The organism is Silvania sp. (genome assembly GCF_051656365.1).
GTDB lineage: Bacteria > Pseudomonadota > Gammaproteobacteria > Enterobacterales > Enterobacteriaceae > Enterobacter > Enterobacter hatchlandensis.
This window is the reverse complement of sequence record NZ_JBOGBT010000097.1, coordinates 1-24,814: the sequence shown is the minus strand read 5'-3', so window position 1 is coordinate 24,814 and position 24,814 is coordinate 1. Positions and strand designations below refer to the sequence as shown.

The window sequence follows — 24,814 nt, the reverse complement described above, 5'->3', positions numbered from 1 at the left end:
GTTTACGATTTATCACTCGACGAGGAAGACGGTTCGGCAACGGGTGCAGGTTTTAATGCTGCTGGGGCTGCCGTCTTTTCTTGCTTCTGGATGGCCGGTTCTGTCGGCGTCTGCTCTGGCGCACTGGCCTGATGCTCGGCGCTGGCAGGCGTTACGCCTTCATGCTGCGCTTCGTTGTCTTTGACCAGCGGATTGCGGATAGTATTGGCTTCATCGCTCGCTTTTTCCGGATCGTTAACACTGTAGGAGCGCTTCATGGATTCCGCTGCTTCGCGCAGTTCATCCATCGAGGCTTTCAGTTCAGGCGTCAGGTTATCCATGCTCGCCTTCTCCACTTTTTTCAGGCTATCCTGAAACTCCTGCAGCTTAAGCTCCTGCGCCAGCTCATTCTGTACCGTCGTCGCCAGCGAACGCAGCGCGCGTACCCAGCCTGCAACTGTTTTGACTGCCACGGGTAAACGCTGAGGCCCCAGCACAATGAGGCCAATCACGAATACCAGCAGCAGTTCGCTAAAACCGATATCGAACACGAATTACACCTGCTCGTTGTCGTGGCGTTTAGCATTGTCCTTTTTGACGTCGTCTTGTTTGTCGGCAAGTGATTTGGCAGTAAAATCAGCGTCCTGACTGGTTTTTTCCTGCTTATCCTTATCGTCATCATCACTGATCGCTTTCTTGAAGCCTTTGATGGATGCACCAAGATCGGAGCCGATGGAGCCCAGTTTTTTGGTCCCAAACAGCAGCACAACGATGACGGCAATAATCAACAATTGCCAGATACTGATACCACCCATACATCTTCCTCAGTTATAGATGATTAATTAACCAGGTCGCATTATACGTTATGCGACCCTGCGATAGCGACGCAATTCAACGCGTTTTGCGCCACCCTATCAACCAGGCCACTACGCCGCCCGCCATCAACCAGGCGGGCATAAATTCCCACTCCGGACGATTAATCAGCAGCAGCGTGCCACTGAGTAATAGCGTTGCACCAATCCCAAACAGATAACGAGACTGGCCCTGACGCACATGGTTTGTTTGCAACTCGTGGGCGATTTTATCCACGCTGTGCTGCAACTTTTTGCTCTGGCGCAAACTGTCATACACCAGCTCCGGAATTTCGGGCATTTTTTCAATCCAGAACGGCGCTTTCTCTTTCAGGGAGCGAACCAGCGCGGGCAGCCCAACCTGATCTTTGATCCATGACTCAAGGAATGGCTTGGCCGTTTTCCATAAGTCTAACTGAGGATAGAGCTGTCGCCCCACCCCTTCAACGTAAAGTAATGTTTTCTGGAGTAAAACTAACTGTGGCTGTACTTCCATGTTAAAGCGGCGGGCGGTGTTGAACAGGTTCAGCAGAACGTGTCCAAACGAGATCTCTGCCAGCGGCTTCTCAAAGATGGGCTCACAGACGGTGCGAATAGCAAACTCAAACTCTTCGACGTTGGTATCCAGCGGAACCCAACCGGAATCCACGTGCAGCTCGGCCACTTTACGGTAGTCGCGGTTGAAGAAGGCGATAAAGTTTTCAGCCAGATAGCGCTTATCTTCTTTGTTCAGCGAGCCGACGATCCCGCAGTCAATGCCGATATACTGCGGATCTTCCGGGTGTTCGTAGCTGACGAAAATATTGCCCGGGTGCATGTCAGCATGGAAGAAGCTATCGCGGAACACCTGGGTGAAGAACACCTGCACACCACGCTCGGCCAGCAGTTTCATGTTGGTGCCCTGCTGCTCCAGCGTTACCACGTCCGAGACCGGGATCCCGTAGATACGCTCCATCACCATCATGTCCTGGCTGCAGTAATCGGAATAGACTTCCGGCACATACAGCATCGGGCTGTTTTCAAAGTTGCGGCGCAGCTGAATGGCGTTCGCCGATTCACGCAGCAGATTCAACTCGTCGATCAGCGTTTTTTCATATTCACGCACCACTTCCATCGGACGCAGTCGGCGGCCGTCGGGCAGCAGACGCGGCACCCAGCGGGCCAGGCGATAGATGAGCTTCATGTCCGCTTTGATGACCGGCAGAATGTCCGGGCGGATCACCTTAATGACCACCTCTTTGCCGTTCTCTTTCAGGCGCGCGGTATGCACCTGCGCAACGGAGGCCGATGCCAGCGGCTGGATGTCGAAATCATCGAACCAGCTCTCTACCGGAATATCGCCCATCGCTTTCTCGATCTGCTGCTTTGCGAGGGCGCCATCGAACGGGGCGACCTTGTCCTGCAGCAGCGCCAGCTGATCGGCAATCAAAGGTGGGAACAGATCGCGACGGGTTGAGAGCATCTGGCCGAACTTAATCCACACCGGGCCAAGCTCCTGTAACGCCAGCCGCAACCGCTCGCCAAGCAGTTTATCCTGATGGCGATTTGGCATCCAGAACAGCGTCCGCCGCCAGACGCGCAGCGGCAGTGTGATACGCATTTTGGGGATAAGCTCGTCGAGCCCGTAACTCAAAAAGGTGCGGATGATAAAGTAGAGGCGCCGAATTTCACCAGGCGTCATTTGCCCTCCAGTTTTTCAAGCCGTTTCGTTAATGCATCGACCGCACGCTCAACCGCGGCGGTTTCTTCTGCGAACCATGCTGCTTCCAGCGGCCCCGGAGCCATGCGCCACTCTTCGGTGAGCACTTCAGCCACGTAGCGCTGCTGGCGCTGAAAGCCTTTTTGCAGCAGGGAGGCACCACCGCGCAGCACTTTGCTGATCCCCTCTGCGGCAATGTCGCCTGTCCAGGGAGCCAGCAGTTCTGCGGGATCGAACTCGGCCAGATCGGCCAGGGCAACAAAGTTTTGCACCACCTGAATGTCGCCTTCGACCTCCAGCTCACCGCTGCGGATAAGCGCAGTAAGCTGCTGGCGATCGCGTAGTTTTGGCAGCACGTTCATATGGGTGATGACGGAGCAGTCGGCCTCGCCTTCCCATTCGCCCAGAACATCGAGCTGGCGTTCGCTGAACACCAGCACCAACGGGGTCGTGAACTCTTTTAACACCACCCGCAGCACTTTGCCGTTCAGACGCTGACGCGCCGGTTTTAACGCCGCAGAGCGATAGAGAAAGGTATTGAGTACGTTTTCTACACCGGCTGTGATCAAGGGTTTAAACGGCATCTGCCACCTCCACTCAGAACTTGTAACCACGATGCAGCGCAACAACACCGGCCGTCAGGTTGAAGTAATCAACGTTGTCAAAACCTGCATCCTGCATCATCGCTTTCAAGGTGTCCTGATTGGGGTGCATACGGATGGATTCGGCCAGATAGCGATAGCTTTCTGCGTCGTTGGCAACCATCTCGCCAATACGCGGCAAAATGTGGAACGAATAAGCGTCGTAAGCTTTGCTCAGCGGCTCGATAATCGGTTTTGAGAACTCCAGCACCAGCAGACGACCGCCCGGTTTCAGCACGCGGTACATAGAGCGCAGCGCTTTCTCTTTGTCGGTGACGTTACGCAGACCGAAAGAGATGGTGATGCAGTCGAAGGTGTTATCCGGGAAGGGCAGCGCTTCGGCATTGGCCTGCACATATTCGACGTTGCCCACCACGCCAATGTTGCGCAGTTTTTCACGACCCATTTTGAGCATCGAGTCGTTGATATCGGCCAGTACTACGCGGCCAGTTTCACCCACCAGACGCGAGAATTTTGCCGTCAGATCGCCGGTTCCGCCAGCCAGATCCAGTACGGTTTGACCACGACGTACGCCGCTGCAATCAATGGTGAAGCGCTTCCACAAGCGATGAATACCGAATGACATCAGGTCATTCATTACATCGTACTTCGCCGCCACGGAATGGAATACGTGGGCCACCATGTCAGCTTTCTGCGCTTTAGCGACAGTCTGAAAGCCAAAGTGCGTTGTGTCTTGTGAATCTTCAACCATCTCAGAGCCTGCTTATCAGTCAAATGTTCAAGAAGTGTAACAGATTGGGCGCATTTGCCCTACGATTCAACCACCCTGGGAATAACGATCCACGGCTGCGGCTGGCGGGTGTGGATCCGCTAACACCCTGTCTTTATTGTCTCTATTTTGAGCACCTGTCGCTTCTCGCAAACGATACTCGTCATCCTGCGCGAGCGCCTGTTCCACCAATTCCGGATTAATCTCGCGCTTCACCTCCACGCCGAGAGTGCGGAACGATTCGGCCTGCGCCAGCAGGTTTCCCCGCCCGGACGTCAGCTTTTTCATTGCCTGGCGATAGTTATCCTGTGCGCGGTCAAGGCTTTGGCCTACCGAGGACATGTCATCAACAAACAGGCGCATTTTGTCGTAAAGCCGGCTGGCGCGATCGGCAATCTGCTGCGCATTACGGCTCTGGTGCTCGTAGCGCCACAAATTAGCAATGGTGCGCAGGGCCACCAGCAACGTGGTGGGGCTGACCAGCATAATATTATTTTTCAACGCCTCGGAGATCAGCTCCGGCTGGCGATCCAGCGCCAGTAAAAAGGCCGGTTCGACCGGTATGAACATCAGGACGTAATCCAGCGAGCGTAACCCTGGGAGCTGCTGATAATCTTTGCGCCCCAGCAGGCGGATGTGGTTTCGCACCGAAGCAATATGCTCCTGCAGCGCCGCCTCGCGGGTGTAGTCATCTTCCGCATTGAAGTAACGCTCGTAGGCCACCAGCGTCATCTTGGCATCGATAACCACGTCTTTGTCCTGCGGCAAACGGACGATAACGTCCGGCTGCATGCGCGAGCGGGTCTCGGTTTCAATGCTGACCTGCGTCTGATACTCATGGCCTTCACGCAGGCCGGAGGCCTCAAGCACGCGGGTCAGGACCACTTCCCCCCAGTTGCCCTGGGTTTTATTGTCGCCTTTCAGCGCCCGGGTCAGGTTGACCGCCTCCTGCGCCATCTGGGCATTCAGCTGCTGGAGATTACGAATTTCATGGGCCAGGGTGTGCCGCTCCCGCGATTCCTGACCAAAGCTGTCCTGCACCTGGCGACGAAAGCCGTCCAGCTGTTCGCGCAGGGGCGTCAGCAGGCCATTCAGGCTCTGGCGATTTTGCTCATCGACGCGGCGATTGCTGTGCTCAAAGATACGGTTCGCCAGGTTTTCGAACTGCTCGCTCAGCCGCTGCTCGCAGTTGATCATCTGCCGGATTTTGTCTTCTGCATGCAGTTGCGTCGACTCCAGCCGGGTGGTGACTTCGCGCAGGTCGGCTTCCAGCGAGGTGTTGATATCCCGCAGATTGCGCAGCTCGTTGTTGAGCAACTCGCACTCGTCGCGCCAGTGCCCGCTCTGGGCCGTTTGCTGTTTAAGCGCGCTCAGGTCGGCCACCATCTCTTCACGCTCAACCAGCTGATCGGCCTTTTGCTGCGCATGTTGATAGCTGGCCATCAGCCAGCCCACGCCGACGCTGACCAACGCAATAACGGCATAAATTAAGATAGAGATATCCACAACGCCCCCGGTATCAAGCTATTACCCGCACAAAATAGAATTGTGCTGTATAAACGTCCAGTTTGAAAGGGGTTTTCTGCGAGGCGCTGCGCAAAGAAAAAGGCCGAACAGGTCGGCCTTTGTCGAAGGGAGAACGAAATTACAGCAGGCGGCGAGCCGCTTCCACCACGATTTTCACCGCGTGGCTTTCGGTCTTCTTCATGGTCTCCGCGTTCGGGATCTCCTGCTGGGTGCGGTTGACGATCACGCCCGCCACCATACCGGCACGCAGGCCCTGGCTGGCGCACATGGTCAGCAGCGTTGCGGATTCCATTTCATAGTTCATCACGCCCATGGACTGCCACTCTTCCATCGAGCCTTTAAAACGGTTTACCACGCGACCGGAGAAGGTGTCGTAGCGCTCCTGGCCTGGGTAGAAGGTATCAGAGGACGCCGTCACGCCAACGTGGGTGGTGGCACCTACGGATTTCGCCGCTTCAACCAGTGCGGTGGTGCACTCAAAGTCAGCCACCGCCGGGAATTCCATCGGTGCAAAGTGCAGGCTCGCGCCGTCCAGACGAACAGACGCCGTGGTCACCAGCACGTCGCCGACGTTGATGTGCGGCTGAATAGCGCCGGTCGTCCCGATACGCAGGAAGGTGCGAATACCCAGTTGGGCCAGCTCTTCAACGGCAATAGAGGTCGACGGGCCACCGATACCGGTAGAACAGACGATCACCGCTTTGCCGTCCAGCTCAGCGCGCCAGGTGGTGAATTCACGATGTGATGCCAGCTTAACCGGCTTATCCATCAGCGCGGCGATCTTTTCCACACGCTCTGGATCGCCAGGGACGATAGCGAGCTGGGCCCCTTGTAAATCATTTTTAGTGAGGCCGAGATGAAAAACATCAGACTTAGACATAAGAACTCCTCTGTGGATCGGGTTGTCAGCAGAAGTAAAACGGTACTTTACCGAAGCACCTGGCTTCTTTTCGTGACGGATATCACCATGAATGAAATTGATTGCATATAATTACCATGAAATGGTGATTCACATCACATTAACAATGTTATATCGCCATCCGCTGCACAAAAGATAGACTGTTTCGGGCACTGTGAATTCATTACCTGCGGACTATATTTACCTTTGCGCTAATTGGTACGGAGAATGCCATGACTGAAAAAACTGGATTTGCACCTGCTGCTGGCCCCGAGGTCAGCACCGTCGTGACCACGCCCGACGAGGCGATCAACGCCGGAGAAACCTCTATTCCGACCCAGGGCGATAATATGCCCGCTTACTATGCTCGCCCTCAGCATGTGGAGGGTAGCCTGCCGATCGTCATGGTGATTCAGGAAATTTTCGGTGTGCACGAGCACATTCGCGACCTGTGCCGCCGTCTGGCACTGGAAGGCTATCTGGCGGTGGCGCCTGAGCTCTATTTCCGCCAGGGCGATCCGAATGACTACAGCGATATCCCGACCCTGTTCAGCAATCTGGTGACGAAAGTGCCGGATGCGCAGGTGCTGGCGGATCTCGATCACGTGGCGAACTGGGCGTCGCGCAACGGTGGTGACCCGCATCGCCTGCTGGCAACCGGCTTCTGCTGGGGCGGGCGCATCAGCTGGCTGTATGCCGCCCACAACCCGCAGCTTAAGGCGGCCGTGGCGTGGTACGGCAAGCTGGTCGGTGAAAAAACGCTGAATTCACCAAAGCATCCGGTAGATATCGCAACCGATTTAAACGCGCCGGTGCTGGGGCTGTATGGCGCCGAGGATACCGGGATACCGCAGGATACCGTTGAGACCATGCGCCATGCCCTGCGTGCGGCAAACGCGACGGCAGACATTGTAGTCTATCCCGGTGCAGGACATGCTTTTAACGCCGACTATCGTCCGAGCTATCACCAGGAATCGGCGAAAGATGGCTGGCAGCGCATGCTGGCGTGGTTTAGCCAGTACGGCGCGAAAAAGAGTTAAGCTGCTCACAATTCGCGCGCTCAGGCGCAGCGGTTGTTTGACTTTCAGGCGCAATTTGGTCGATATAAAAAGCACAGGCGTGTAACTACGATCCGTAGGCAAGACCTGAAGCCCATCTCCCCTTCCAGGGGGAGATGGGCTTCAGGTCTTTTTTTTTGCTCTGGAGACAGGGGCCAGACATGAATCACTTGCAGACTGCGCTGGATATCATCACCCAGGTGGGTGGCGCTGAAAATATCGAACATATCGAACACTGCTCCACCCGGCTGCGACTGAGCCTGTATGACAACGGCAAGGTTAACGAGGCCGCGCTGGCAAAAATCGACGGTGTGCTGGGCGTGCGGGTTAACGTGCAGTGCCAGGTGATTATTGGCCACGAGGTGGTACAGGTTTTCGAGGCCGTACGCTCGCTGGCGGGTGAGCCGCAGGCCAACGCGCCGCAGGTGACCACCCGGCCCAGCCGCGGTGCGCAGGTCGTGGATTTTGTGATCAGCGTGTTCCAGCCGCTGGTGCCAGCAATCGCTGGCGGCGGCGTGCTGAAATCGCTCCTGCTGCTGCTGGACGTGCTGGGCTGGCTCAGTCGCGACAGCTCCACCTACAAGGTGCTGGATAACATCGGCTCGGCCCCGCTCTATTTCCTGCCGGTTCTGGTGGCGATCACCACGGCGACCAAACTGAAAGTGAACGTGCTGGTGGCAGTCTCGGCGGTGGCGGTGATGGTACTGCCAGCGATGACCAAACAGCTGGCGGACGGGGCGCAGTTTATGTCGTTCGACCTGCGCAATGTGGCCTACGCCTCGCAGGTGTTCCCGGCCATCCTCTGCGTGCTGTTTTATGCCCAGACGGAAAAGCTGTTTAACCGCTATTCGCCGGGCGCGCTGCGTATTTTTCTGTCGCCGATGCTCTCCCTGCTGGTCACGGTTCCGGTCACGCTGCTGATTCTTGGGCCGCTGGGCTACGAACTGGGGGCCGGGCTGGCGACTGTGATCCTGTGGCTGTATGGCAAGCTCGGTTTTGTCGCGACCGGCCTGCTCGCCGCTGCCCTGCCCTTTATGGTTGCCGCCGGGATGCACAAACCGATGCTGCCTTACGCCGTGGCCTCGATGAGCCAATTTGGCCGGGAGCTGCTCTACCTGCCCGCTTCCCTGGCGCATAACATTGCTGAATCGGGTGCCTGCCTGGCGATCGCGCTTAAAAGTAAAGACAAGGTGCTGAAGTCCACCGCCTTTTCGGCCGGGATTTCTGCCCTGTTCGGCATTACCGAACCGGCACTGTATGGCGTGACGCTGCTGAACAAAAAGGCGCTCTACAGCGTGATTCTGGGCAGTGTGGTTGGCGGGGCATTTATCGGCTGGATGGCAATCGAAGCCTTCGCGCTGGTAGGCCCAGGGCTTGCCAGTATCTCCATGTTTGTCTCACCGGATAATCCACTGAATATCGTCTGGGCCTTTGCCGGGGCAGGGCTGTCGTTTGTTATCGCCTTTATCAGCGCCCTGCTGCTGTGGCGGGATAAAGCGGTCGAAAAAGAGGATGAGCTGACCTTTACCCGCCCGGTTGAAGGGCAAATCGTTCCTCTGGAGACCGTTAACGACGACGTGTTTTCGCGCAAAATCATGGGCGACGGTATCGCCATTATTCCCTCGCAGGGCGTGCTGCGCGCCCCGGCGGACGGCACAGTCGTGAACATATTTGAAAGCGGCCACGCGCTGAGCCTGCTCACCGATTCGGGCGTTGAGCTGATTTTCCATATTGGCATCGACACCATCAAGCTGCAGGGCGAAGGCTTCGATCCCCGCGTAAAAGAGGGCCAGCAGGTAAAAACCGGCGACACCTTAATTGAGTTTTCCCTCGACACCATCACCGCGGCGGGCCTCGATCCGGTGGTGATGATGGTCGTCACTAACGGCGAACGATTCTCGCTGACACCAGGCAGTACCGACAAAAAAACTTCCCATCCGCATATCATCATGACACTTAAGGAGTCCGTGTAATGGATAAATCCCTCCCGTTTCCGCAAGGTTTTTTATGGGGCGGCGCGATTGCCGCTAATCAGGCCGAAGGGGCATGGAACGTTGACGGCAAAGGACCGTCAGTGGCTGACGCCATCACCTGGAAACCCAATCTGTCGCTGAAAGACTATGACGGCCACATGGCGCTGACCGATGAGAACATCCGCGATGCCTTCGAGGGCAAAAATGACGCGCTGTACCCCAAACGTCGCGGCATTGATTTTTATCACCACTACAAAGATGACATTGCCCTGTTCGCCGAAATGGGCTTTAAGGTGCTGCGCGTCTCAATTGCCTGGTCGCGCATTTTCCCGACCGGCGAAGATGCCGCGCCGAACGAGGCGGGTCTGCAATATTATGAAGATATGTTCCGCGAGCTGCGTCGTCACAACATTGAGCCGCTGGTCACGCTCTCCCACTATGAGATGCCGCTGGCGCTGAGCGAAAAATACAACGGCTGGGTGCACCGCAACGTGGTGGATGCGTTTGTACGCTTCAGTAAGGTCTGCTTCGAGCGCTATAAAGAGCTGGTACGCTACTGGTTGACCTTTAACGAAATCGACAGTATTCATCGGCATCCGTTTACCACTGCGGGCATCCGCGAAGAGAAAAGCCTGCCAGGCAAAGCAAAACAGGACATTTATCAGGGCCTCCACCACCAGTTTGTGGCCTCTGCGCTGGTCACCCGCGACTGCCACGACATTATCCCGGGCAGCCAGGTGGGCTGCATGCTAACCAAGCTCACCACCTATCCGCACAGCTGCCGCCCGGAGGACGTCGAAGCCACGCTGAAGAAGAATCTGGAGAACTACTTCTATGCCGACGTGCAGGTATTTGGCGAATATCCGCCGCTGATCCTGCGCGATCTGGCCAGCCGGGATATTCAGATCGACATGCAGGCCGACGATCAGCGTATTTTAAAGGATCACACCGTCGACTTCGTCTCCTTTAGCTACTACATGTCGCTGACCGAATCGACCCAGCCGGATGTGGAGCGTATCCCAGGCAACACCATTCTCGGGGTGAAAAACCCCTACCTGCCTGCGTCCGAATGGGGCTGGCAGATTGACCCGGTGGGGCTGAAGATCTCCCTGCTCGAGCTGTACGATCGCTATCAAAAACCGCTGTTTATCGTGGAAAACGGGCTGGGAGCCAAAGACACAGTGGAGGGCGGAAAAATTCACGATAGCTACCGTATCGACTATTTCCGCGCCCACTTCGAACAAACGTTGGCAGCTATCAATGAAGGGGTGGATGTGATGGGATTCACCACCTGGGGCTGTATCGACATTATCAGCGCGGGCACCTCACAGATGTCCAAACGCTACGGCTTTATCTACGTCGACCAGGATGACGAAGGCAACGGTACGTGCAAGCGCCTGAAAAAAGACTCCTTCTGGTGGTACCAGAGAGTAATTGCCAGCAATGGCGCTGACATGAGCTAAACGGCCCGGCCGCAGGAATAGACGTGATAACGATAAAAAAATCGCTTAACAACAGCATGCTGCTGGTCGACAACGACCAGCGCGAGATGATTCTGTTTGGCAAAGGTATTGGCTTTGGCGCAAAACCGGGCACCAGTATCGATTTGGCACAGGTTGAGAAAGTCTTCCTGCCACTGAGCGATCTCAAATCCCGCCACTTTTTATCGCTGACGGATACTATTCCTGCGACATTCTTCGATGTCAGCCACGATATTCTGACGCTTGCGCGCAGCGTATGTGGCGACAAGCTCAATTCGGTGCTGCTGTTTACCCTTGCCGAGCACCTGCATTTTGCCGTAGAGCGCAGCCGTAGCGGGCAGTTGATCCTCAATAAGCTGAGCTGGGAGGTAAAGCGCTACTACCCGCAAGAGCATAGCGTGGGCATGCAGGCGCGATTAAAAGTGAATGCGCTGTTTGCAGTTGAGCTGCCGGAAGACGAAGCCGTGAATATCGCCTTCCACCTGATTAATGCCAGCAGTCAGACCGATGACAGTACCGCCCACCAGCAGGTTGAGCTGGTGAACCGCATCGCTGAAATCGTGCGTTACAAGCTGAGTAAAGCCATTGATACCGGGTCGGTGAACTATATGCGATTTATTACCCATCTGCGTTATTTCGCCGAGCGGGTGTTAACCGGGAAAATTGTGGTCAGCGAGACCGAGGATTTTTATCAGGAGCTGATGCGCCACCGCCCGGATGCGATGACCGTCGCCTGGGTGATCCGCGACTATGTGCAGGAAAAATATCAGCTCACCTTACCGAAAGATGAGCTGACCTGGTTGAGTATTCATATTAGCCGGTTGATGGATGGCCAGGCATAGGCCGGGCACCCGGCAATTTCACATCACGCCTGACGCAGGTTCTGCGCTGCTTTTACCATGTTCGCCAGCGCGCTTAGGGTTTCCGGCCAGCCGCGTGTTTTCAGGCCGCAGTCCGGGTTAACCCACAGACGCTCTGCCGGGATACGCTGCGCCGCTTTTTCCAGCAGGGCTTCAATCCATTCCACGCTCGGGACGTTCGGGGAGTGGATGTCGTACACGCCCGGCCCGATTTCGTTCGGGTAGTCGAACTCTTCGAACGACTCCAGCAGCTCCATGTCCGAGCGCGAGGTCTCAATGGTAATGACGTCCGCATCCAGCGCCGCAATGGAATCCATGATGTCGTTGAATTCGCAGTAACACATGTGGGTGTGGATCTGAGTGTCATCTTTCGCCACTGCGGCGTTGATACGGAAGGCTTCCACGCCCCACGCCAGATAAGCATCCCAGTCGCTGCGACGCAGCGGCAGGCCTTCGCGCAGCGCCGGTTCGTCAATCTGGATGATGCCGATACCTGCGGCTTCCAGATCGGCCACTTCATCACGCAACGCCAGGGCAATCTGCTTCGCAATGGTTTCGCGGGTGACATCTTCACGCGGGAAGGACCAGCAGAGAATGGTCACCGGACCGGTCAGCATGCCTTTCACCGGCTTGTCGGTCAGGGACTGGGCGTACTTCGCCCACTCCACGGTAATCGCTTCCGGACGACTGACGTCGCCGATAACCACCGGCGGCTTCACGCAGCGGGAGCCGTAGCTTTGCACCCAACCGTTCTGAGTGAAGACGAAGCCGTCCAGGTGTTCACCAAAGTATTCCACCATGTCGTTACGCTCGGCTTCACCGTGTACCAGCACGTCCAGACCTAAGCGCTCCTGCTCAGCAATCGCCTGCTTGATATGTTCGGCAATGCCGGTGCGGTAGTTGCGCGCATCGAGGTTACCCTTTTTGAAGTCCAGACGCAGGCCGCGGATCTCGGTGGTCTGCGGGAAAGAACCGATAGTGGTGGTTGGCCACGCTGGCAGGTTGAAGCGCGCACGCTGGGCTTGTGCACGTACTTCGTAGGCGTTTTCACGCTGGCTATCCTGGGCGGTGATGGCCGCCAGACGTTGTTCGACTGCCGCATTGTGAACGCGCGTGGAGTGACGACGGGCCTGAATCGGGACGCTCCATTCGGTAATCGCCGCCGTGTCGCCGCTGTTCAGGGCATCGCGCAGCAGAGCCAGCTCTTCACATTTTTGCAGGGCGAAGGCAAACCAGCTCTTCACTTCTGCATCCAGACGGGTTTCGACACTCAGGTCGATCGGGCTGTGCAGCAGGGAGCAGGAAGAAGCCACCCACAGATCACGAAGAGCGACGATATCTTTAATCTGGGCGTATTTCTCGGTCAGATCCGCACGCCAGACGTTACGCCCGTTCACCAGGCCGGCAGAGAGCAGCCAGTCGGCTGGCAGACGGTTATGCAGTTCAGCCACATCATCTTTGCCGTGAACGAGGTCCACGTGCAGACCCTGCACCGGCAGTGCAGTAATGGTATCAAGATTCGGCGTTACGCCTTCGAAATAGGTGGTCAGCAGCAGCTTCACCTGACCGGTCAGCGCGTCATACGCTGGTTGGAACGCGTCCAGCCACGCTTGCGGCAGCTCCAGCACCAGCGCAGGTTCGTCGATTTGCACCCACTCAACGCCGCGTTTCGCCAGCTCACCCAGCACCTGCTGGTAGACCGGCAGGATATCGTTCAGCAGGCTCAGACGGTCAAACTGCTCACCCTTCACTTTGCCCAGCCACAGGTAAGTTACCGGACCCAGCAGCACAGGCTTAATCTTGTGGCCCAGCGCCAGCGCTTCGTCCACTTCATCCAGCAGCTGGGTCCAGGTCAGTTTGAACTGCTGGCCTTTAACAAACTCCGGCACCATGTAGTGGTAGTTGGTGTTAAACCACTTGGTCATTTCAGCGGCGGCAGCGGGCTCACCGCTCGGCGCACGACCGCGGCCAAGGCGGAACAGAGTGTCGATATCCACCGATCCGTCGCTGTTCTGATGACGAGCCGGCACGTTGCCCAGCAGCAGGCTGGTGGTCAGAACATGGTCGTACCAGGCGAAATCACCCACCGGCAGCAGATCCACGCCAGCCTGCTTCTGCTGATCCCAGTGACGGGCGCGCAACTCGCGGCCTACCGCCAGCAGTTCTTCACGGCTGGCATTGCCAGCCCAATAGCTTTCTTGTGCTTTTTTCAGTTCGCGACGCAGACCAACGCGAGGAAAACCAAGAGTGTGATTAATAATTGTCATCGTGTTGCCCCTTGTGGAATTTTTAGGATTTAGCCATCCAGATGTTTACACATCTATAATTGGCAGTTACTGTATATTCCTCAAGCGCAAATTGTTCATGGCGAAGTGAAGGACTTTCATGATCGAGATAAAACACCTGAAAACGCTCCAGGCGTTACGGAACTGCGGTTCACTCGCAGCGGCGGCAGCTACGCTGCACCAGACCCAGTCCGCCCTTTCTCACCAGTTCAGCGATCTGGAACAACGCCTTGGCTTCCGTCTGTTTGTGCGCAAAAGCCAGCCGCTGCGCTTTACGCCGCAGGGCGAAGTGTTGCTCCAGCTGGCGAATCAGGTGCTGCCGCAGATCGCCAGCGCGCTGCAGGCGTGCAACGAACCACAGCAAACGCGGCTGCGCATCGCCATTGAGTGTCACAGCTGTATTCAGTGGCTGACCCCGGCGCTTGAGAATTTCCGCCAGAACTGGCCGCAAGTGGAGATGGACTTTAAATCGGGCGTGACCTTCGATCCGCAGCCCTCCCTGACGCAGGGCGAGCTGGACCTGGTGATGACCTCAGATATTCTGCCGCGCAGCGGTCTGCACTATTCGCCGATGTTTGATTATGAAGTGCGGCTGGTGTTGGCTCCGGACCATCCGCTGGCGGCAAAAACGCGCGTGACGCCGGAAGATCTGGCTACCGAAACGCTACTGATCTACCCGGTTCAGCGCAGTCGCCTCGATATCTGGCGTCACTTTTTACAGCCGGCAGGCATCAACCCACAGCTGAAAAGCGTGGATAACACCCTGCTGCTGGTGCAGATGGTGGCGGCGAGAATGGGGATTGCGGCGCTGCCCCACTGGGTGGTTGAGAGCTTTGAACGCCAGGGTCTGGTGGTGACCAAAACCCTGGGCGAGGGATTGTGGAGCCGGTTGTACTCCGCCGTGCGCGATGGCGAGCAGCGCCAACCGGTTACCGAGGCCTTTATTCGCTCAGCGCGGAATCACGCTTGCGACCATCTGCCGTTTGTGCGGAGCGCGGAGCGACCCAACGGCGATGCACCCACAGTGAAGCCAGGATCACCGTCCCCCCAATAATAAAGCTCGGCCAGTGGGGTTGTTCCTGCCAGATCGCCAGGTTCACCAGCAGGCCAGCCGGGACGTGAACGTTGTTCATGATCCCAAGCGTACCGGCGTCCACCTGCGTGGCGCCGTAGTTCCACATAAAGTATCCCAGCCCGGAAGCGACCACACCCAGCCAGATCAGCACGCTCCACTGTACCGTGGTGGTCGGCAGTTTTTGCGGATTGCCCAGCATAAACCACGCCACGACCGCGACAATAAGCGCTCCCATATAGAACCAGGCAAAGGCGTTGTGCTGCGGCATCGGATGGATCTCCATCAACCGCTTATAGCCCACCATGCCGATGGCAAAGCTGATGTTGGCGAGCTGGACGAACATCAGTCCGGTCCAGAAATGATCGCTCACTTTGTCATAACGAATGATGGCCGCACCTGCCACCGCCAGCGCCGCACTCAGCAGGTAGCCCCAGCGCAGACGGCGTTTACTCATCAGATCGTAGATCAGAGTGATATACAGCGGCGTCAGCACGGTAAACAGCAGGAATTCCGATACCGACAGGTAAACGTAAGCGCGGAAGCTGAACAGATACATGATGCCGAGCTGCATAGCGCCCACCAGCATGTACAGCGAAATGGTTTTCAGCGTTTGCCCGCGCAGGCGCAGAAACGGCAGAAACACCAGGGCCGCCAATCCGACACGCATCAGCACCGAAAAGTAGCTGTCCACGTGCCCGGCAAGGTATTCACCGATCAGACTGAACGAGAAGGCCCACAGAATAGTGGTGATAATGAGTAGCGCCACAATGCTTGTCTCTCAGGAAGAAGGACAGGCATTGTAGCGAACTCTTCAGTTGACAACTGAACGCTAAATAACCAAATGAAGATTATTCAAGGAACAGCTTACGCAGGTAACTCGGTACGGCGTTGTCGCCATTGGTGCCAATCACTTCGAGCTCCGGGTGAAGATCTTTCAGGCGCTGGTGCGCGTTTTCCATGATGCAGCCTTTACCCGCCATCGACAGCATTTCGGCGTCGTTCATGCCGTCACCAAACGCGATGCAATCCTGCAGGCTAAAGCCCAGGCGTTTGGCGACCGCTTCCAGCGCATGGCCTTTGGAAACCCCGCCCGCCATCACTTCCAGACAGGTTAGCGTGGAGAAGCTGACGTTAACCCGATCGCCCCAGCGGGCATTGATCGCCTGCTCCAGCGGCAGCAGCGCTTCGTGGGTGTCGGTGGTGAAGAACACTTTGCTGATACCTTCTGGCTCCAGCAGACCCGGCTCATAGAGGGCGTAGTTAAAGACCGCTTCTTTAAAGAAACGCATCTCGTCCGGGCGGTGGCGGTTCATAAACCATTCATCATCACGATAAACGTTGGTGATGATATCGGGATTGTTGTGCACCACGCCGAACAGGTCGGCGGCGATATCGCGATCGAGGTTATGGGTGAAGATCAGATTACCGTCCAGATCGTGCACGCGGGCACCGTTGGAGGTGATCATGTAGGATTTGATCTCCAGATTATCGCGGATCTGCCCCACATCGACGTGATGGCGGCCCGTCGCGAAGACAAAATTCACGCCGCGGGCAGTCAGGAGTTTTAAGGTTTCTTTCGCGTAAGGCGATAAGGTGTGGTCGGGAGAGAGCAGCGTGCCATCTAAGTCAGACGCGACAACCTGGTACATAGGAAAATTTAACCTCTGGTGAATATCAGTTATGCCTGTCGAAAAAATCGACGATGGCGTGGAGTGCGACTGAGCGCATGGCGTCCTTTTCGAAAAGGATCTCATGGTACGCGCCGTTTATGACCAGTGGTTTACCCCCGTCACAAGGGTATCCGACTGCGGCTCGCTGTTCACAAAAACGTTCGTGCATGCGGTTATCCACTACCTGCTCCTCTTCTGCCTGAAGCAAGAGCATCGGGGTGTCATCCTGACCGGCGCCGGCCAGCGCCTCTTCCCCCGCCAGAATGCCTTCACGCACCCAGTGGTAAGTTGGACCGCCGACGCGTAAGCGGGGTTCATCCGCGTAAAAGCGCAGGTTTCGACGATAACGCTGCCGACTGTGGGTTAACACGTTAAGGGCAAACGGCAGTGCACGCCAGCGTCCGGTGCCAATGGCGTAGCCTTCACGAACGCGCTGATGGCCCTCAGCCCAGTCGAGAATATGGCGTACCATCCACTCCGGCAGGCGCATTACGATGCCAAACATCGGGGCGCTCAGCGCAATGGCATCACACTGATGGGGATGACGCTGCAAAAACAGCGTGGCAATCGCGCCCCCCATCGAGTGCGCCAGAATAAACCGTTTTCGCCACGGCCCGGGCTGCACTTCCTGCTGCCAGAAGGCGGCAAAATCATCGACGTAATCGCTGAATTTACTCACATGGCCCCGGTGCGTATCGGACAACATGCGCCCGGAACGCCCCTGACCACGGTGATCGATAATCAGCACGTCAAAACCGAGGTGGAAAAGGTCGTAGGCCAGCTCGGCGTACTTCACGTAGCTTTCGATACGCCCAGGGCAGACAACAATCACCGAATCATGGCTTTCTGCCCGAAAACGCACAAAGCGTACCGGCACATCATCAACGCCCGTGAACCCGCCCTCTTCGCGCTGGCGCCAGAAATCGGTCAGTGGCCCCATGGAGAAAGCAGCAAATGCCTTTTCTCGTGTTTCCCAGTCCGTTTTCTGCTGAAACATTGGATTTGTGCACCTGTAAGCCAAGGAATATCGTTTTTTCGTGACGGGTCACAAAATGACTCAACATTAGCGTATTGTGGCATAAAAATAGACGATTCGGGAGTTTCAAATGACCTTAGAGTGGTGGTTCGCTTACCTGCTGACATCCATCATCCTTAGCCTTTCCCCGGGCTCCGGGGCAATCAACACCATGACCACAGCGATGAATCACGGCTATCGCGGCGCGGCGGCATCGATTGCCGGATTGCAGACCGGGCTGGCCATTCATATTGTGCTGGTGGGCGTAGGGCTGGGCACGCTGTTCTCCCGTTCGGTACTGGCCTTTGAAGTGCTGAAATGGGCGGGCGCGGCGTATCTTATCTGGCTGGGAATTCAGCAGTGGCGCGCCGCTGGCGCTATCGATCTGAACACGATGGCCCAGACGCAAAGCCGGGGTCGACTGTTTAAACGCGCGGTGTTTGTCAACCTGACTAACCCGAAGAGCATCGTCTTCCTTGCTGCCCTGTTCCCGCAGTTTATCGTGCCGCATCAGCCCCAGCTCGCGCAGTACGCGGTACTCGGCGTGACGACGATTGTGGTCGATATTATCGTGATGATTGGCTATGCCACGCTGGCAACGCGGATTGCGACATGGATTAAAGGGCCTCGTCAGATGAAGGCCCTGAATAAAGTGTTCGGGTCGCTGTTTATGCTGGTGGGGGCGCTGTTGGCCTCAGCCCGGCATGCTTAGCGCGACAGAATGAGATGAATACCGAAGCCGGTGAATAACGCACCGGCAACGCCGTCAATCCACTTCGCCAGTCGTTGATAACCGCGACGCATCGACGGTAACGCAAACAGGCTGGCCACCACGGTAAACCAGGCGAAGGTTTCCAGCACGATCAGCAGGAAAATCCCCCAGCGCGCGCCGACGCCCACACTGTCGCCGACGAACAGGGAAAAGACCGACCCGAAATAGATAATCGCTTTTGGGTTCGCGAGGTTAGTCAGCAGCCCTTTCACAAAGCTCCGCCCGCCCGACGCGAGTTCCACCTTCGGTTCCGCTGCCGTGCTGTCCTCTTTCTTCAGCGCGCCGCGCAGCATCTGGTAACCCATCCAGCACAGATACAGACCGCCGCCGACCATAATGATGGTATGCAGCCATGCCATTTTCTCGAGGATCAGGTTCAGGCCAAGCAGCGCAACCGCCGCCCAAACCATGACGCCGAGGGTAATGCCCAGCACGCCCATCATCGCCTCTTTACGGGAACGGCTTACCGCCGTTTGCGAGACAAAGAAAAAGTCGGGGCCAGGGCTCATCAGCGCCACAATGTGCACCAGCGCCACAGTCAGAAACAGGGTTAACATAATTAACTCGCGGGGGAATAGTTCAGTGAGTCATCATCCTGGCACTTTTTCGCCCGGCTGACTACTCCTCATCATCACCGTCAGCATGGGAACGAATAAGGGCCATAAACTCTTTGCCAAAACGCTCCAGCTTGCGGGTACCAACACCGTTAACGCTGAGCATTTCGCTGGCGCTGAGCGGCATCTGCTCGGCCATCTCAATCAGCGTGGCGTCGTTGAACACCACATACGGCGGGATATTCTCTTCGTCAGCAATGGCTTTGCGCAGCTTACGCAGCTTGGCGAACAGCTTGCGGTCGTAATTACCGCCGTAGGATTTCTGCATCACGCGCGGCTTAAGGGCCACCACGCGCGGTACGGCAAGCTGCAGCTCTACCACGCCGCGCAGCACCGGGCGGGCGGCTTCCGTCAGCTGCAGTGCAGAGTGCTGGGCAATATTTTGCGTAGCCAATCCCAGATGAATAAGCTGACGGATAATGCTGACCCAGTGCTCGTGGCTGTTCTCTTTGCCAATACCGTACACCGGCAGCTTATCGTGGCCCATCTCGCGGATACGCTGGTTATTCGCCCCGCGCAGCACTTCCACCACGTAACCCATCCCAAAGCGCTGATTAACGCGTCCGATGGTGGATAACGCTTTACGCGCGTCCATCAGCCCATCGTACTGCTTGGGCGGGTCGAGGCAGATATCGCAGTTGCCGCACGACGCCTGGCGACCTTCACCAAAGTAGTTCAACAGCACCAGACGGCGGCAGGTTTGCGCCTCGGCAAAAGCGCCCATCGCATTGAGCTTATGCCGCTCAATATCCAGCAGCGCCCCGGCGGGCTTCTCTTCCAGGCAGCGGCGCAGCCAGGCCATATCGGCCGGATCGTAAAACAGCATCGCCTCGGCCGGCAGGCCATCACGCCCGGCGCGGCCCGTCTCCTGATAGTAGGATTCGATATTGCGCGGAATGTCGAAATGCACCACAAAGCGCACGTTCGGTTTGTTGATGCCCATACCAAAGGCGACGGTCGCCACCACAATTTGCAGATCGTCGCGCTGGAACTTCTCCTGCACCTCGGCACGGATGTGGTTTTCCAGCCCGGCATGGTAAGCCGCCGCGCTAAAACCCCGACTCTGCAGACGGGCGGCGGTGTCTTCCACTTTTGCCCGGCTGTTACAGTAGATAATGCCCGACTTGCCGCGCTGCTCCTGCACGTAGCGCAGGAGCTGATCCAGCGGCTTAAACTTTTCCATCAGCATGTAGCGAATGTTCGGGCGATCGAAGCTGCTGACCTGAATCAGCGGATCGTCGAGCCCCAGCAGGCGCGCGATATCAAGACGGGTGGTGTCATCGGCGGTGGCGGTGAGCGCCATAAACGGCACGGCCGGGAAGCGCTGACGCAGCTGGCCGAGGGCGGCATATTCCGGGCGGAAATCATGTCCCCACTGGGAAATACAGTGGGCTTCGTCCACCGCCACCAGCACCGGATTCCAGTGCGTCAGATGCTCAAGAAAGTTATCCAGCATCAGACGTTCCGGCGCGATATACAGCAGGCGGATCTGCCCGCTACGGCAACCGGCCATCACCTCCTGCTGCTGCTCTCGGGTTTGCGTCGAGTTCAGACAGGCCGCCGACACGCCGTTGGCCAGCAGCTGGTCCACCTGATCTTTCATCAGCGAGATCAGCGGCGATACCACGATGGTCAGGCCATTCAGTACCAGCGCAGGCACCTGATAGCATAAGGATTTGCCACCGCCGGTGGGCATGACCACCAGACAATCGCGACCGGTCAGGGCAGCATTAATGATGGTTTCCTGGCCCGGGCGAAACTGCTGGTAGCCAAAGGTTTCATGTAAAACCTGTTTAGCCAGCAACTCCTGATTCACAACTTCCGCCTGCACCACATCAACCCCATTTGCCTGAAATAAAAACAGGCGCTATTTTCAGCGCCTGCGAGAGAAACTTCAACGTTTAAGACAAAAACATTCGAGGAGGCTAGAAAAGATCGTTCAGCATCACGCCCACGCCGACGCGCGTCTGATTGAAATTGTAATCGATCAGCGACTCGCCATAGCCGCTGTAGACCTGCGTATACAGGCGAACGTGTCGGGTTAGCGGGTAGCTCACTCCCACTTCTGCCCCGCCGTAGCCGCTGTTCCAGTTGTACTGCCCCTTCACGCTGAGCACCGCTTCGCCCAGCTGATAGCCGACCCGCAGCTGGTAGTAACCCATGTATTTGGTGATATCCGGGTTATCGTCGGTATTGCCAATCACATACCAGGGTTTGACTTCGACCATCCAGTTATTGTTTTGCGCCATCAGGCGGGTATAGAGGCGGTTCCAGCTGCGCGAAGTGGGATCGGAGCGGCCGTTGGATTGGTGGTTGTAGCCAAACTCCACGTCGCGTAGCGTCCAGCCGCCCAGCGAGTAATCGGTGGCGAACCCGAGGAACAGCTGCGGTTCATAGTTGGTTTCACGGAACGGTGAAGACTCATCGCTGTTGGACAATTGCCACCAGGAGCGTTGCGTGTAGGAGCCACCCAGCAGCGAGTTGGGCCCGAGGATCCCGCGCCACAGCGGGAACGCGAGGCTCAGCTGGAATTTCACCTCATCTTTACGCGCATTGTCGACCCAGTCATAGGTGCTTATCGCTTCTTTATTGAGATCGCTGGTGGCGGTGTAGATCAGGTAATTGCTGTCATAGGGATAGAGCGTGAACGGGTTGTCATGCTCCTCCAGCAGGTTGGCGATAATGCTCCCGCGCACGGCTGGGGTATCACTGACCTCCACATTTTTCGCGTCCTGCGCAAAGGTGACAGAAGGCAGCGCAGCCGCTGCCAGGAACCAGGCCAGATACGTCCGCATCGGTGGTGCTCTCCTGCAAAATCGTTTTAATGAAGAATTATTTTGAATCAATTTAACATATTTGACGATTAGCGGCTTTACCTCTGCTCCTAATGTGGAAATTCACATTAATGAGGAATAAAATCAACATCCTCTTAACAAAAAGGATGTGACGTGCCATGTCAGCCACGCTTACTGCCGAACAAGTGCTCAAGCTTGTCGGCGAGATCTTCGTCTACCACATGCCGTTCAACCGTGCGCTGGGCCTGGAGCTGGAACGCTACGAGAAAGATTTTGCTCAGCTCAGCTTTAACAACCAGCCGATGATGGTCGGCAATTGGGCGCAAAGCATTCTTCATGGCGGGGTGATCGCCTCCGCGCTGGACGTGGCCGCCGGGCTGGTCTGCGTGGGGAGCACCCTGACCCGCCACGACACCATTAACGAAGAGGAACTGCGCCAGCGCCTGTCGCGAATGGGCACTATCGATCTGCGCGTCGATTATCTGCGCCCCGGCCGCGGCAATCGCTTCACTGCCAGCAGCAGCCTGCTGCGCGCCGGTAACAAAGTGGCGGTGGCGCGCGTGGAGTTGCATAACGAAGAGCAGGTTTACATCGCCAGCGCAACCGCCACTTATATGGTGGGTTGAGACGGTAAAATCGGGTAAAATTGCGTTACTTTTTTGTAACGGATTTTCCTGATGGATGCTAAACAGACGCGGCAGGGCGTTTTACTCGCCCTCGCCGCTTATTTTATTTGGGGTATCGCACCGGCGTACTTCAAGCTGATTCACTATGTTCCCGCCGATGAAATTCTTACCCACCGCGTGATCTGGTCGTTTTTCTTTATGGTGGCGCTGATGAGCGTCAGCCGTCAGTGGTCAGGCGTGAAAAAGCTGCTACAAACGCCGAAGAAAATCTTCCTGCTGGCCCTTTCAGCCGTCCTGATTGGCGGCAACTGGCTGCTGTTTATCTGGTCGGTGAACAACCATCACATGCTCGAAGCGAGCCTCGGCTACTTCATTAACCCGCTGGTGAATATTGTGCTGGGGATGTTGTTCCTCGGGGAGCGCTTCCGCCGGATGCAGTGGATGGCGGTGCTGCTTGCCCTCTGCGGCGTGCTGATTCAGCTCTGGACCTTTGGCTCGCTGCCGGTCATCGCCCTGGGGCTGGCATTCAGCTTTGCCTTCTATGGCCTGGTACGCAAGAAAATCGCCGTGGAAGCGCAAACCGGAATGCTGTTTGAAACCCTGTGGCTACTGCCGCTGGCGGCCATTTACCTGTTCGGAATAGCCGACAGTAGCACCAGCCATATGGGCAGTAACCCGTGGACCCTGAACGTGATGCTGATGGCGGCAGGTATCGTCACCACCATCCCATTGCTGTGCTTTACCGGTGCGGCAACGCGCCTGCGCCTCTCGACGCTGGGCTTCTTCCAGTACATCGGCCCGACGTTGATGTTCCTGCTGGCGGTGATGTTCTACGGCGAAGTGCCGGGTGCGGATAAGATGGTGACGTTTGGCTTTATCTGGGTGGCACTGGCGGTATTTGTTGCGGATGCAATTTATACCCAACGCAGGGTGCGAAAAGGGTTGTGATAATACCGGATGGCGTCTTCGCCATCCGGTATTACGATCAAAGCCAGTTGCGGCGCTTGAAGTACAGATACGGGGCCAATCCCGCGAGGACCATAAACACAATCGCACCCGGGTAGCCAAAGCTCCATCTCAGCTCCGGCATAAACTCAAAGTTCATCCCGTAGCTCGAGGCCACCAGCGTTGGCGGCAGGAACACAACTGAAACCACCGAGAAGATCTTGATAATGCGGTTCTGCTCGATGTTGATAAAGCCCATCGCCGCCTGCATCAGGAAGTTCACCTTCTGGAACAGGGATTCGTTGTGCGGCAGCAGGGATTCGATATCGCGCAGGATCTCACGCGCCTGCTCCAGCTGACCACCCGGCAGTCGCGCCTTGCGCACCAGGAAATTCAGCGCGCGCTGGGTATCCATCAGACACAGGCGCACTTTCCAGCCGATATCTTCCAGTTCCGCCAGCGTCGAGAGCGCTTCGTCATACTCATCGCCCTGATGCCCTTCCATGATCACCCGGCTCAGCTTTTCCAGATCGCTGTAGATATTTTCAATCTCATCCGCCAGCTGTTCGATTTTGGTTTCAAACAGGTCGAGCAGCAGTTCATACGCGTTGCCGTCGACCATCGCCTGGCTACGGGCGCGCATACGGTACAGGCGGAACGCAGGCAGCTCGCGCTCGCGCAGGGTAAACAGGCGACCATCGCGAATGGTGAAGGCGACGGTGGAGTTACCGGCGTGATCTTCCGCATCTTCGAAGAAGAAAAAGGAGTGAATGTGCAGACCGTCTTCGTCTTCGAAGAAACGGGCGGATGCTTCGATGTCTTCCAGTTCCGGGCGGGTTGCCAGGCTTTGTCCGAGCTCAGATTGTACGCGCAGGCGTTCGTCGTCGTCCGGTTCGACCAGATCCACCCATACGGCATCAATGAGGGGCTGTGACTCTTCAGCTTCAAGCCGAATCAGTCGGTTTTTTTCCAGTTGAAATGCGCTCAGCATGACCGGGACTCCCAATGCAAAAAATATCGGACAGTTCGGTGGGCACACAGAAACAAATTGGGTTTCAGACCATTAAACAGCCTGACTCAGAGCGATGGGAAAAACAGATCGCTGACAACCACTAAGGCCATCAGCAAGAGGAGATAGCCTTAGGAGTTGTTCCTGGATGACAGGGAATTGAGCCAGTATGTACTGGGTGTGTCCAAGGCGAATGTCCTCTTAGCGTAATCGTGCGCGCATGTTACGCCAGCAGTCACGGCGGCGTCAACACGCAAGGGAACGCTGAAGAGCATTAAATCCCCTTCAACGTATAAGCCTGGCAGATTATT

The 24,814-nt window shown here is 56.5% G+C and carries 24 protein-coding genes; 8 read left to right on the top strand and 16 right to left on the bottom strand.

Annotated elements, in window-relative coordinates; genetic code table 11:
* Window positions 1–2: 2 nt before the first annotated feature.
* The 7 genes from tatB to udp form a co-directional block, all read right to left on the bottom strand.
* Window positions 3–530, bottom strand: coding sequence for a Sec-independent protein translocase protein TatB (gene tatB / locus ACRDD5_RS19560; RefSeq protein ID WP_438677732.1), 528 nt, complete (start codon window positions 528–530; stop codon window positions 3–5).
* Window positions 531–533: 3 nt separating this feature from the next.
* The gene (gene tatA, locus ACRDD5_RS19555) at window positions 534–794 is read right to left on the bottom strand and encodes a Sec-independent protein translocase subunit TatA (protein ID WP_271280642.1); all 261 of its coding nucleotides are present in this window, start codon (window positions 792–794) and stop codon (window positions 534–536) included.
* A gap of 76 nt (window positions 795–870) precedes the next feature.
* Window positions 871–2,511, bottom strand: coding sequence for a ubiquinone biosynthesis regulatory protein kinase UbiB (ubiB, locus tag ACRDD5_RS19550; RefSeq protein WP_271280643.1), 1,641 nt, complete (start codon window positions 2,509–2,511; stop codon window positions 871–873).
* Window positions 2,508–3,113, bottom strand: coding sequence for a ubiquinone biosynthesis protein UbiJ (gene ubiJ, locus ACRDD5_RS19545; protein WP_271280644.1), 606 nt, complete (start codon window positions 3,111–3,113; stop codon window positions 2,508–2,510). The genes ubiB and ubiJ overlap by 4 nt, the downstream gene beginning before the upstream one ends.
* A gap of 13 nt (window positions 3,114–3,126) precedes the next feature.
* Complete coding sequence (gene ubiE / locus ACRDD5_RS19540; protein ID WP_271266056.1) at window positions 3,127–3,882, bottom strand: bifunctional demethylmenaquinone methyltransferase/2-methoxy-6-polyprenyl-1,4-benzoquinol methylase UbiE; 756 nt, start codon at window positions 3,880–3,882, stop codon at window positions 3,127–3,129.
* Window positions 3,883–3,948: 66 nt separating this feature from the next.
* Window positions 3,949–5,406, bottom strand: a complete 1,458-nt coding sequence (rmuC, locus tag ACRDD5_RS19535; RefSeq protein ID WP_438677731.1) for a DNA recombination protein RmuC — start codon at window positions 5,404–5,406, stop codon at window positions 3,949–3,951.
* 139 nt (window positions 5,407–5,545) lie between these two features.
* A complete protein-coding gene (udp, locus tag ACRDD5_RS19530) occupies window positions 5,546–6,307 on the bottom strand; it encodes a uridine phosphorylase (protein ID WP_271280646.1) in 762 nt (253 codons plus the stop codon).
* Window positions 6,308–6,558: 251 nt separating this feature from the next.
* Here udp and ACRDD5_RS19525 point away from each other — a divergent pair, with 251 nt between their 5' ends.
* The 4 genes from ACRDD5_RS19525 (at window position 6,559) to ACRDD5_RS19510 (ending at window position 11,679) form a co-directional block, all read left to right on the top strand.
* Window positions 6,559–7,365 (top strand): dienelactone hydrolase family protein, encoded by an 807-nt coding sequence (locus tag ACRDD5_RS19525; protein ID WP_271280647.1) that lies wholly within the window; start codon window positions 6,559–6,561, stop codon window positions 7,363–7,365.
* A 179-nt stretch (window positions 7,366–7,544) separates the two neighbouring features.
* Window positions 7,545–9,356 (top strand): beta-glucoside-specific PTS transporter subunit IIABC, encoded by a 1,812-nt coding sequence (locus tag ACRDD5_RS19520; RefSeq protein ID WP_438677730.1) that lies wholly within the window; start codon window positions 7,545–7,547, stop codon window positions 9,354–9,356.
* Window positions 9,356–10,819: a glycoside hydrolase family 1 protein gene (locus tag ACRDD5_RS19515; protein WP_438677729.1), complete on the top strand. Its 1,464-nt coding sequence runs from the start codon at window positions 9,356–9,358 to the stop codon at window positions 10,817–10,819. The genes ACRDD5_RS19520 and ACRDD5_RS19515 overlap by 1 nt, the downstream gene beginning before the upstream one ends.
* Window positions 10,820–10,842: 23 nt before the next feature.
* Window positions 10,843–11,679: a PRD domain-containing protein gene (locus ACRDD5_RS19510; RefSeq protein ID WP_438677728.1), complete on the top strand. Its 837-nt coding sequence runs from the start codon at window positions 10,843–10,845 to the stop codon at window positions 11,677–11,679.
* Between the two features lie 23 nt (window positions 11,680–11,702).
* Here the strand turns inward: ACRDD5_RS19510 and metE are convergent, their stop codons facing one another.
* The gene (gene metE / locus ACRDD5_RS19505) at window positions 11,703–13,964 is read right to left on the bottom strand and encodes a 5-methyltetrahydropteroyltriglutamate--homocysteine S-methyltransferase (protein ID WP_271280654.1); all 2,262 of its coding nucleotides are present in this window, start codon (window positions 13,962–13,964) and stop codon (window positions 11,703–11,705) included.
* Between the two features lie 118 nt (window positions 13,965–14,082).
* Between metE and metR the strand changes: the two genes are divergently transcribed.
* Window positions 14,083–15,036 carry an HTH-type transcriptional regulator MetR gene (metR, locus tag ACRDD5_RS19500; RefSeq protein WP_271280655.1) on the top strand — a complete coding sequence of 318 codons (954 nt, stop codon included), beginning with the start codon at window positions 14,083–14,085 and terminating at the stop codon, window positions 15,034–15,036.
* Here the strand turns inward: metR and ACRDD5_RS19495 are convergent.
* From ACRDD5_RS19495 to pldB, 3 genes are all read right to left on the bottom strand, one after another.
* Window positions 14,924–15,823 carry a carboxylate/amino acid/amine transporter gene (locus ACRDD5_RS19495; RefSeq protein ID WP_271280656.1) on the bottom strand — a complete coding sequence of 300 codons (900 nt, stop codon included), beginning with the start codon at window positions 15,821–15,823 and terminating at the stop codon, window positions 14,924–14,926. The genes metR and ACRDD5_RS19495 overlap by 113 nt on opposite strands.
* Window positions 15,824–15,905: 82 nt before the next feature.
* The gene (gene yigL, locus ACRDD5_RS19490) at window positions 15,906–16,706 is read right to left on the bottom strand and encodes a sugar/pyridoxal phosphate phosphatase YigL (RefSeq protein WP_271280657.1); all 801 of its coding nucleotides are present in this window, start codon (window positions 16,704–16,706) and stop codon (window positions 15,906–15,908) included.
* Between the two features lie 25 nt (window positions 16,707–16,731).
* Window positions 16,732–17,724: a lysophospholipase L2 gene (gene pldB / locus ACRDD5_RS19485; RefSeq protein WP_271280658.1), complete on the bottom strand. Its 993-nt coding sequence runs from the start codon at window positions 17,722–17,724 to the stop codon at window positions 16,732–16,734.
* Window positions 17,725–17,833: 109 nt separating this feature from the next.
* Here pldB and rhtB point away from each other — a divergent pair, with 109 nt between their 5' ends.
* Window positions 17,834–18,454: a homoserine/homoserine lactone efflux protein gene (rhtB, locus tag ACRDD5_RS19480; RefSeq protein ID WP_271280659.1), complete on the top strand. Its 621-nt coding sequence runs from the start codon at window positions 17,834–17,836 to the stop codon at window positions 18,452–18,454.
* Here the strand turns inward: rhtB and rhtC are convergent.
* The 3 genes from rhtC to pldA form a co-directional block, all read right to left on the bottom strand.
* Window positions 18,451–19,071 carry a threonine export protein RhtC gene (gene rhtC / locus ACRDD5_RS19475; protein ID WP_271280660.1) on the bottom strand — a complete coding sequence of 207 codons (621 nt, stop codon included), beginning with the start codon at window positions 19,069–19,071 and terminating at the stop codon, window positions 18,451–18,453. The two genes, rhtB and rhtC, sit on opposite strands and share 4 nt — an antisense overlap.
* Before the next feature lie 61 nt (window positions 19,072–19,132).
* Complete coding sequence (gene recQ / locus ACRDD5_RS19470; protein ID WP_438677727.1) at window positions 19,133–20,962, bottom strand: ATP-dependent DNA helicase RecQ; 1,830 nt, start codon at window positions 20,960–20,962, stop codon at window positions 19,133–19,135.
* 91 nt (window positions 20,963–21,053) lie between these two features.
* Window positions 21,054–21,923, bottom strand: a complete 870-nt coding sequence (pldA, locus tag ACRDD5_RS19465; protein ID WP_438677726.1) for a phospholipase A — start codon at window positions 21,921–21,923, stop codon at window positions 21,054–21,056.
* 158 nt (window positions 21,924–22,081) lie between these two features.
* Here pldA and yigI point away from each other — a divergent pair, with 158 nt between their 5' ends.
* Both yigI and rarD read left to right on the top strand, forming a co-directional pair.
* Entirely contained in the window at window positions 22,082–22,549 is a 468-nt protein-coding gene (gene yigI / locus ACRDD5_RS19460) for an acyl-CoA thioesterase YigI (RefSeq protein ID WP_271280663.1), read from the top strand.
* Between the two features lie 51 nt (window positions 22,550–22,600).
* Window positions 22,601–23,497 carry an EamA family transporter RarD gene (gene rarD, locus ACRDD5_RS19455; protein ID WP_438677725.1) on the top strand — a complete coding sequence of 299 codons (897 nt, stop codon included), beginning with the start codon at window positions 22,601–22,603 and terminating at the stop codon, window positions 23,495–23,497.
* A gap of 37 nt (window positions 23,498–23,534) precedes the next feature.
* Here the strand turns inward: rarD and corA are convergent, their stop codons facing one another.
* The gene (gene corA, locus ACRDD5_RS19450; RefSeq protein WP_271280665.1) at window positions 23,535–24,485 is read right to left on the bottom strand and encodes a magnesium/cobalt transporter CorA; all 951 of its coding nucleotides are present in this window, start codon (window positions 24,483–24,485) and stop codon (window positions 23,535–23,537) included.
* A 149-nt stretch (window positions 24,486–24,634) separates the two neighbouring features.
* Window positions 24,635–24,778 carry a YsgD/CorL family protein gene (gene ysgD, locus ACRDD5_RS19445; protein WP_438677736.1) on the bottom strand — a complete coding sequence of 48 codons (144 nt, stop codon included), beginning with the start codon at window positions 24,776–24,778 and terminating at the stop codon, window positions 24,635–24,637.
* Window positions 24,779–24,814 lie beyond the last annotated feature (36 nt).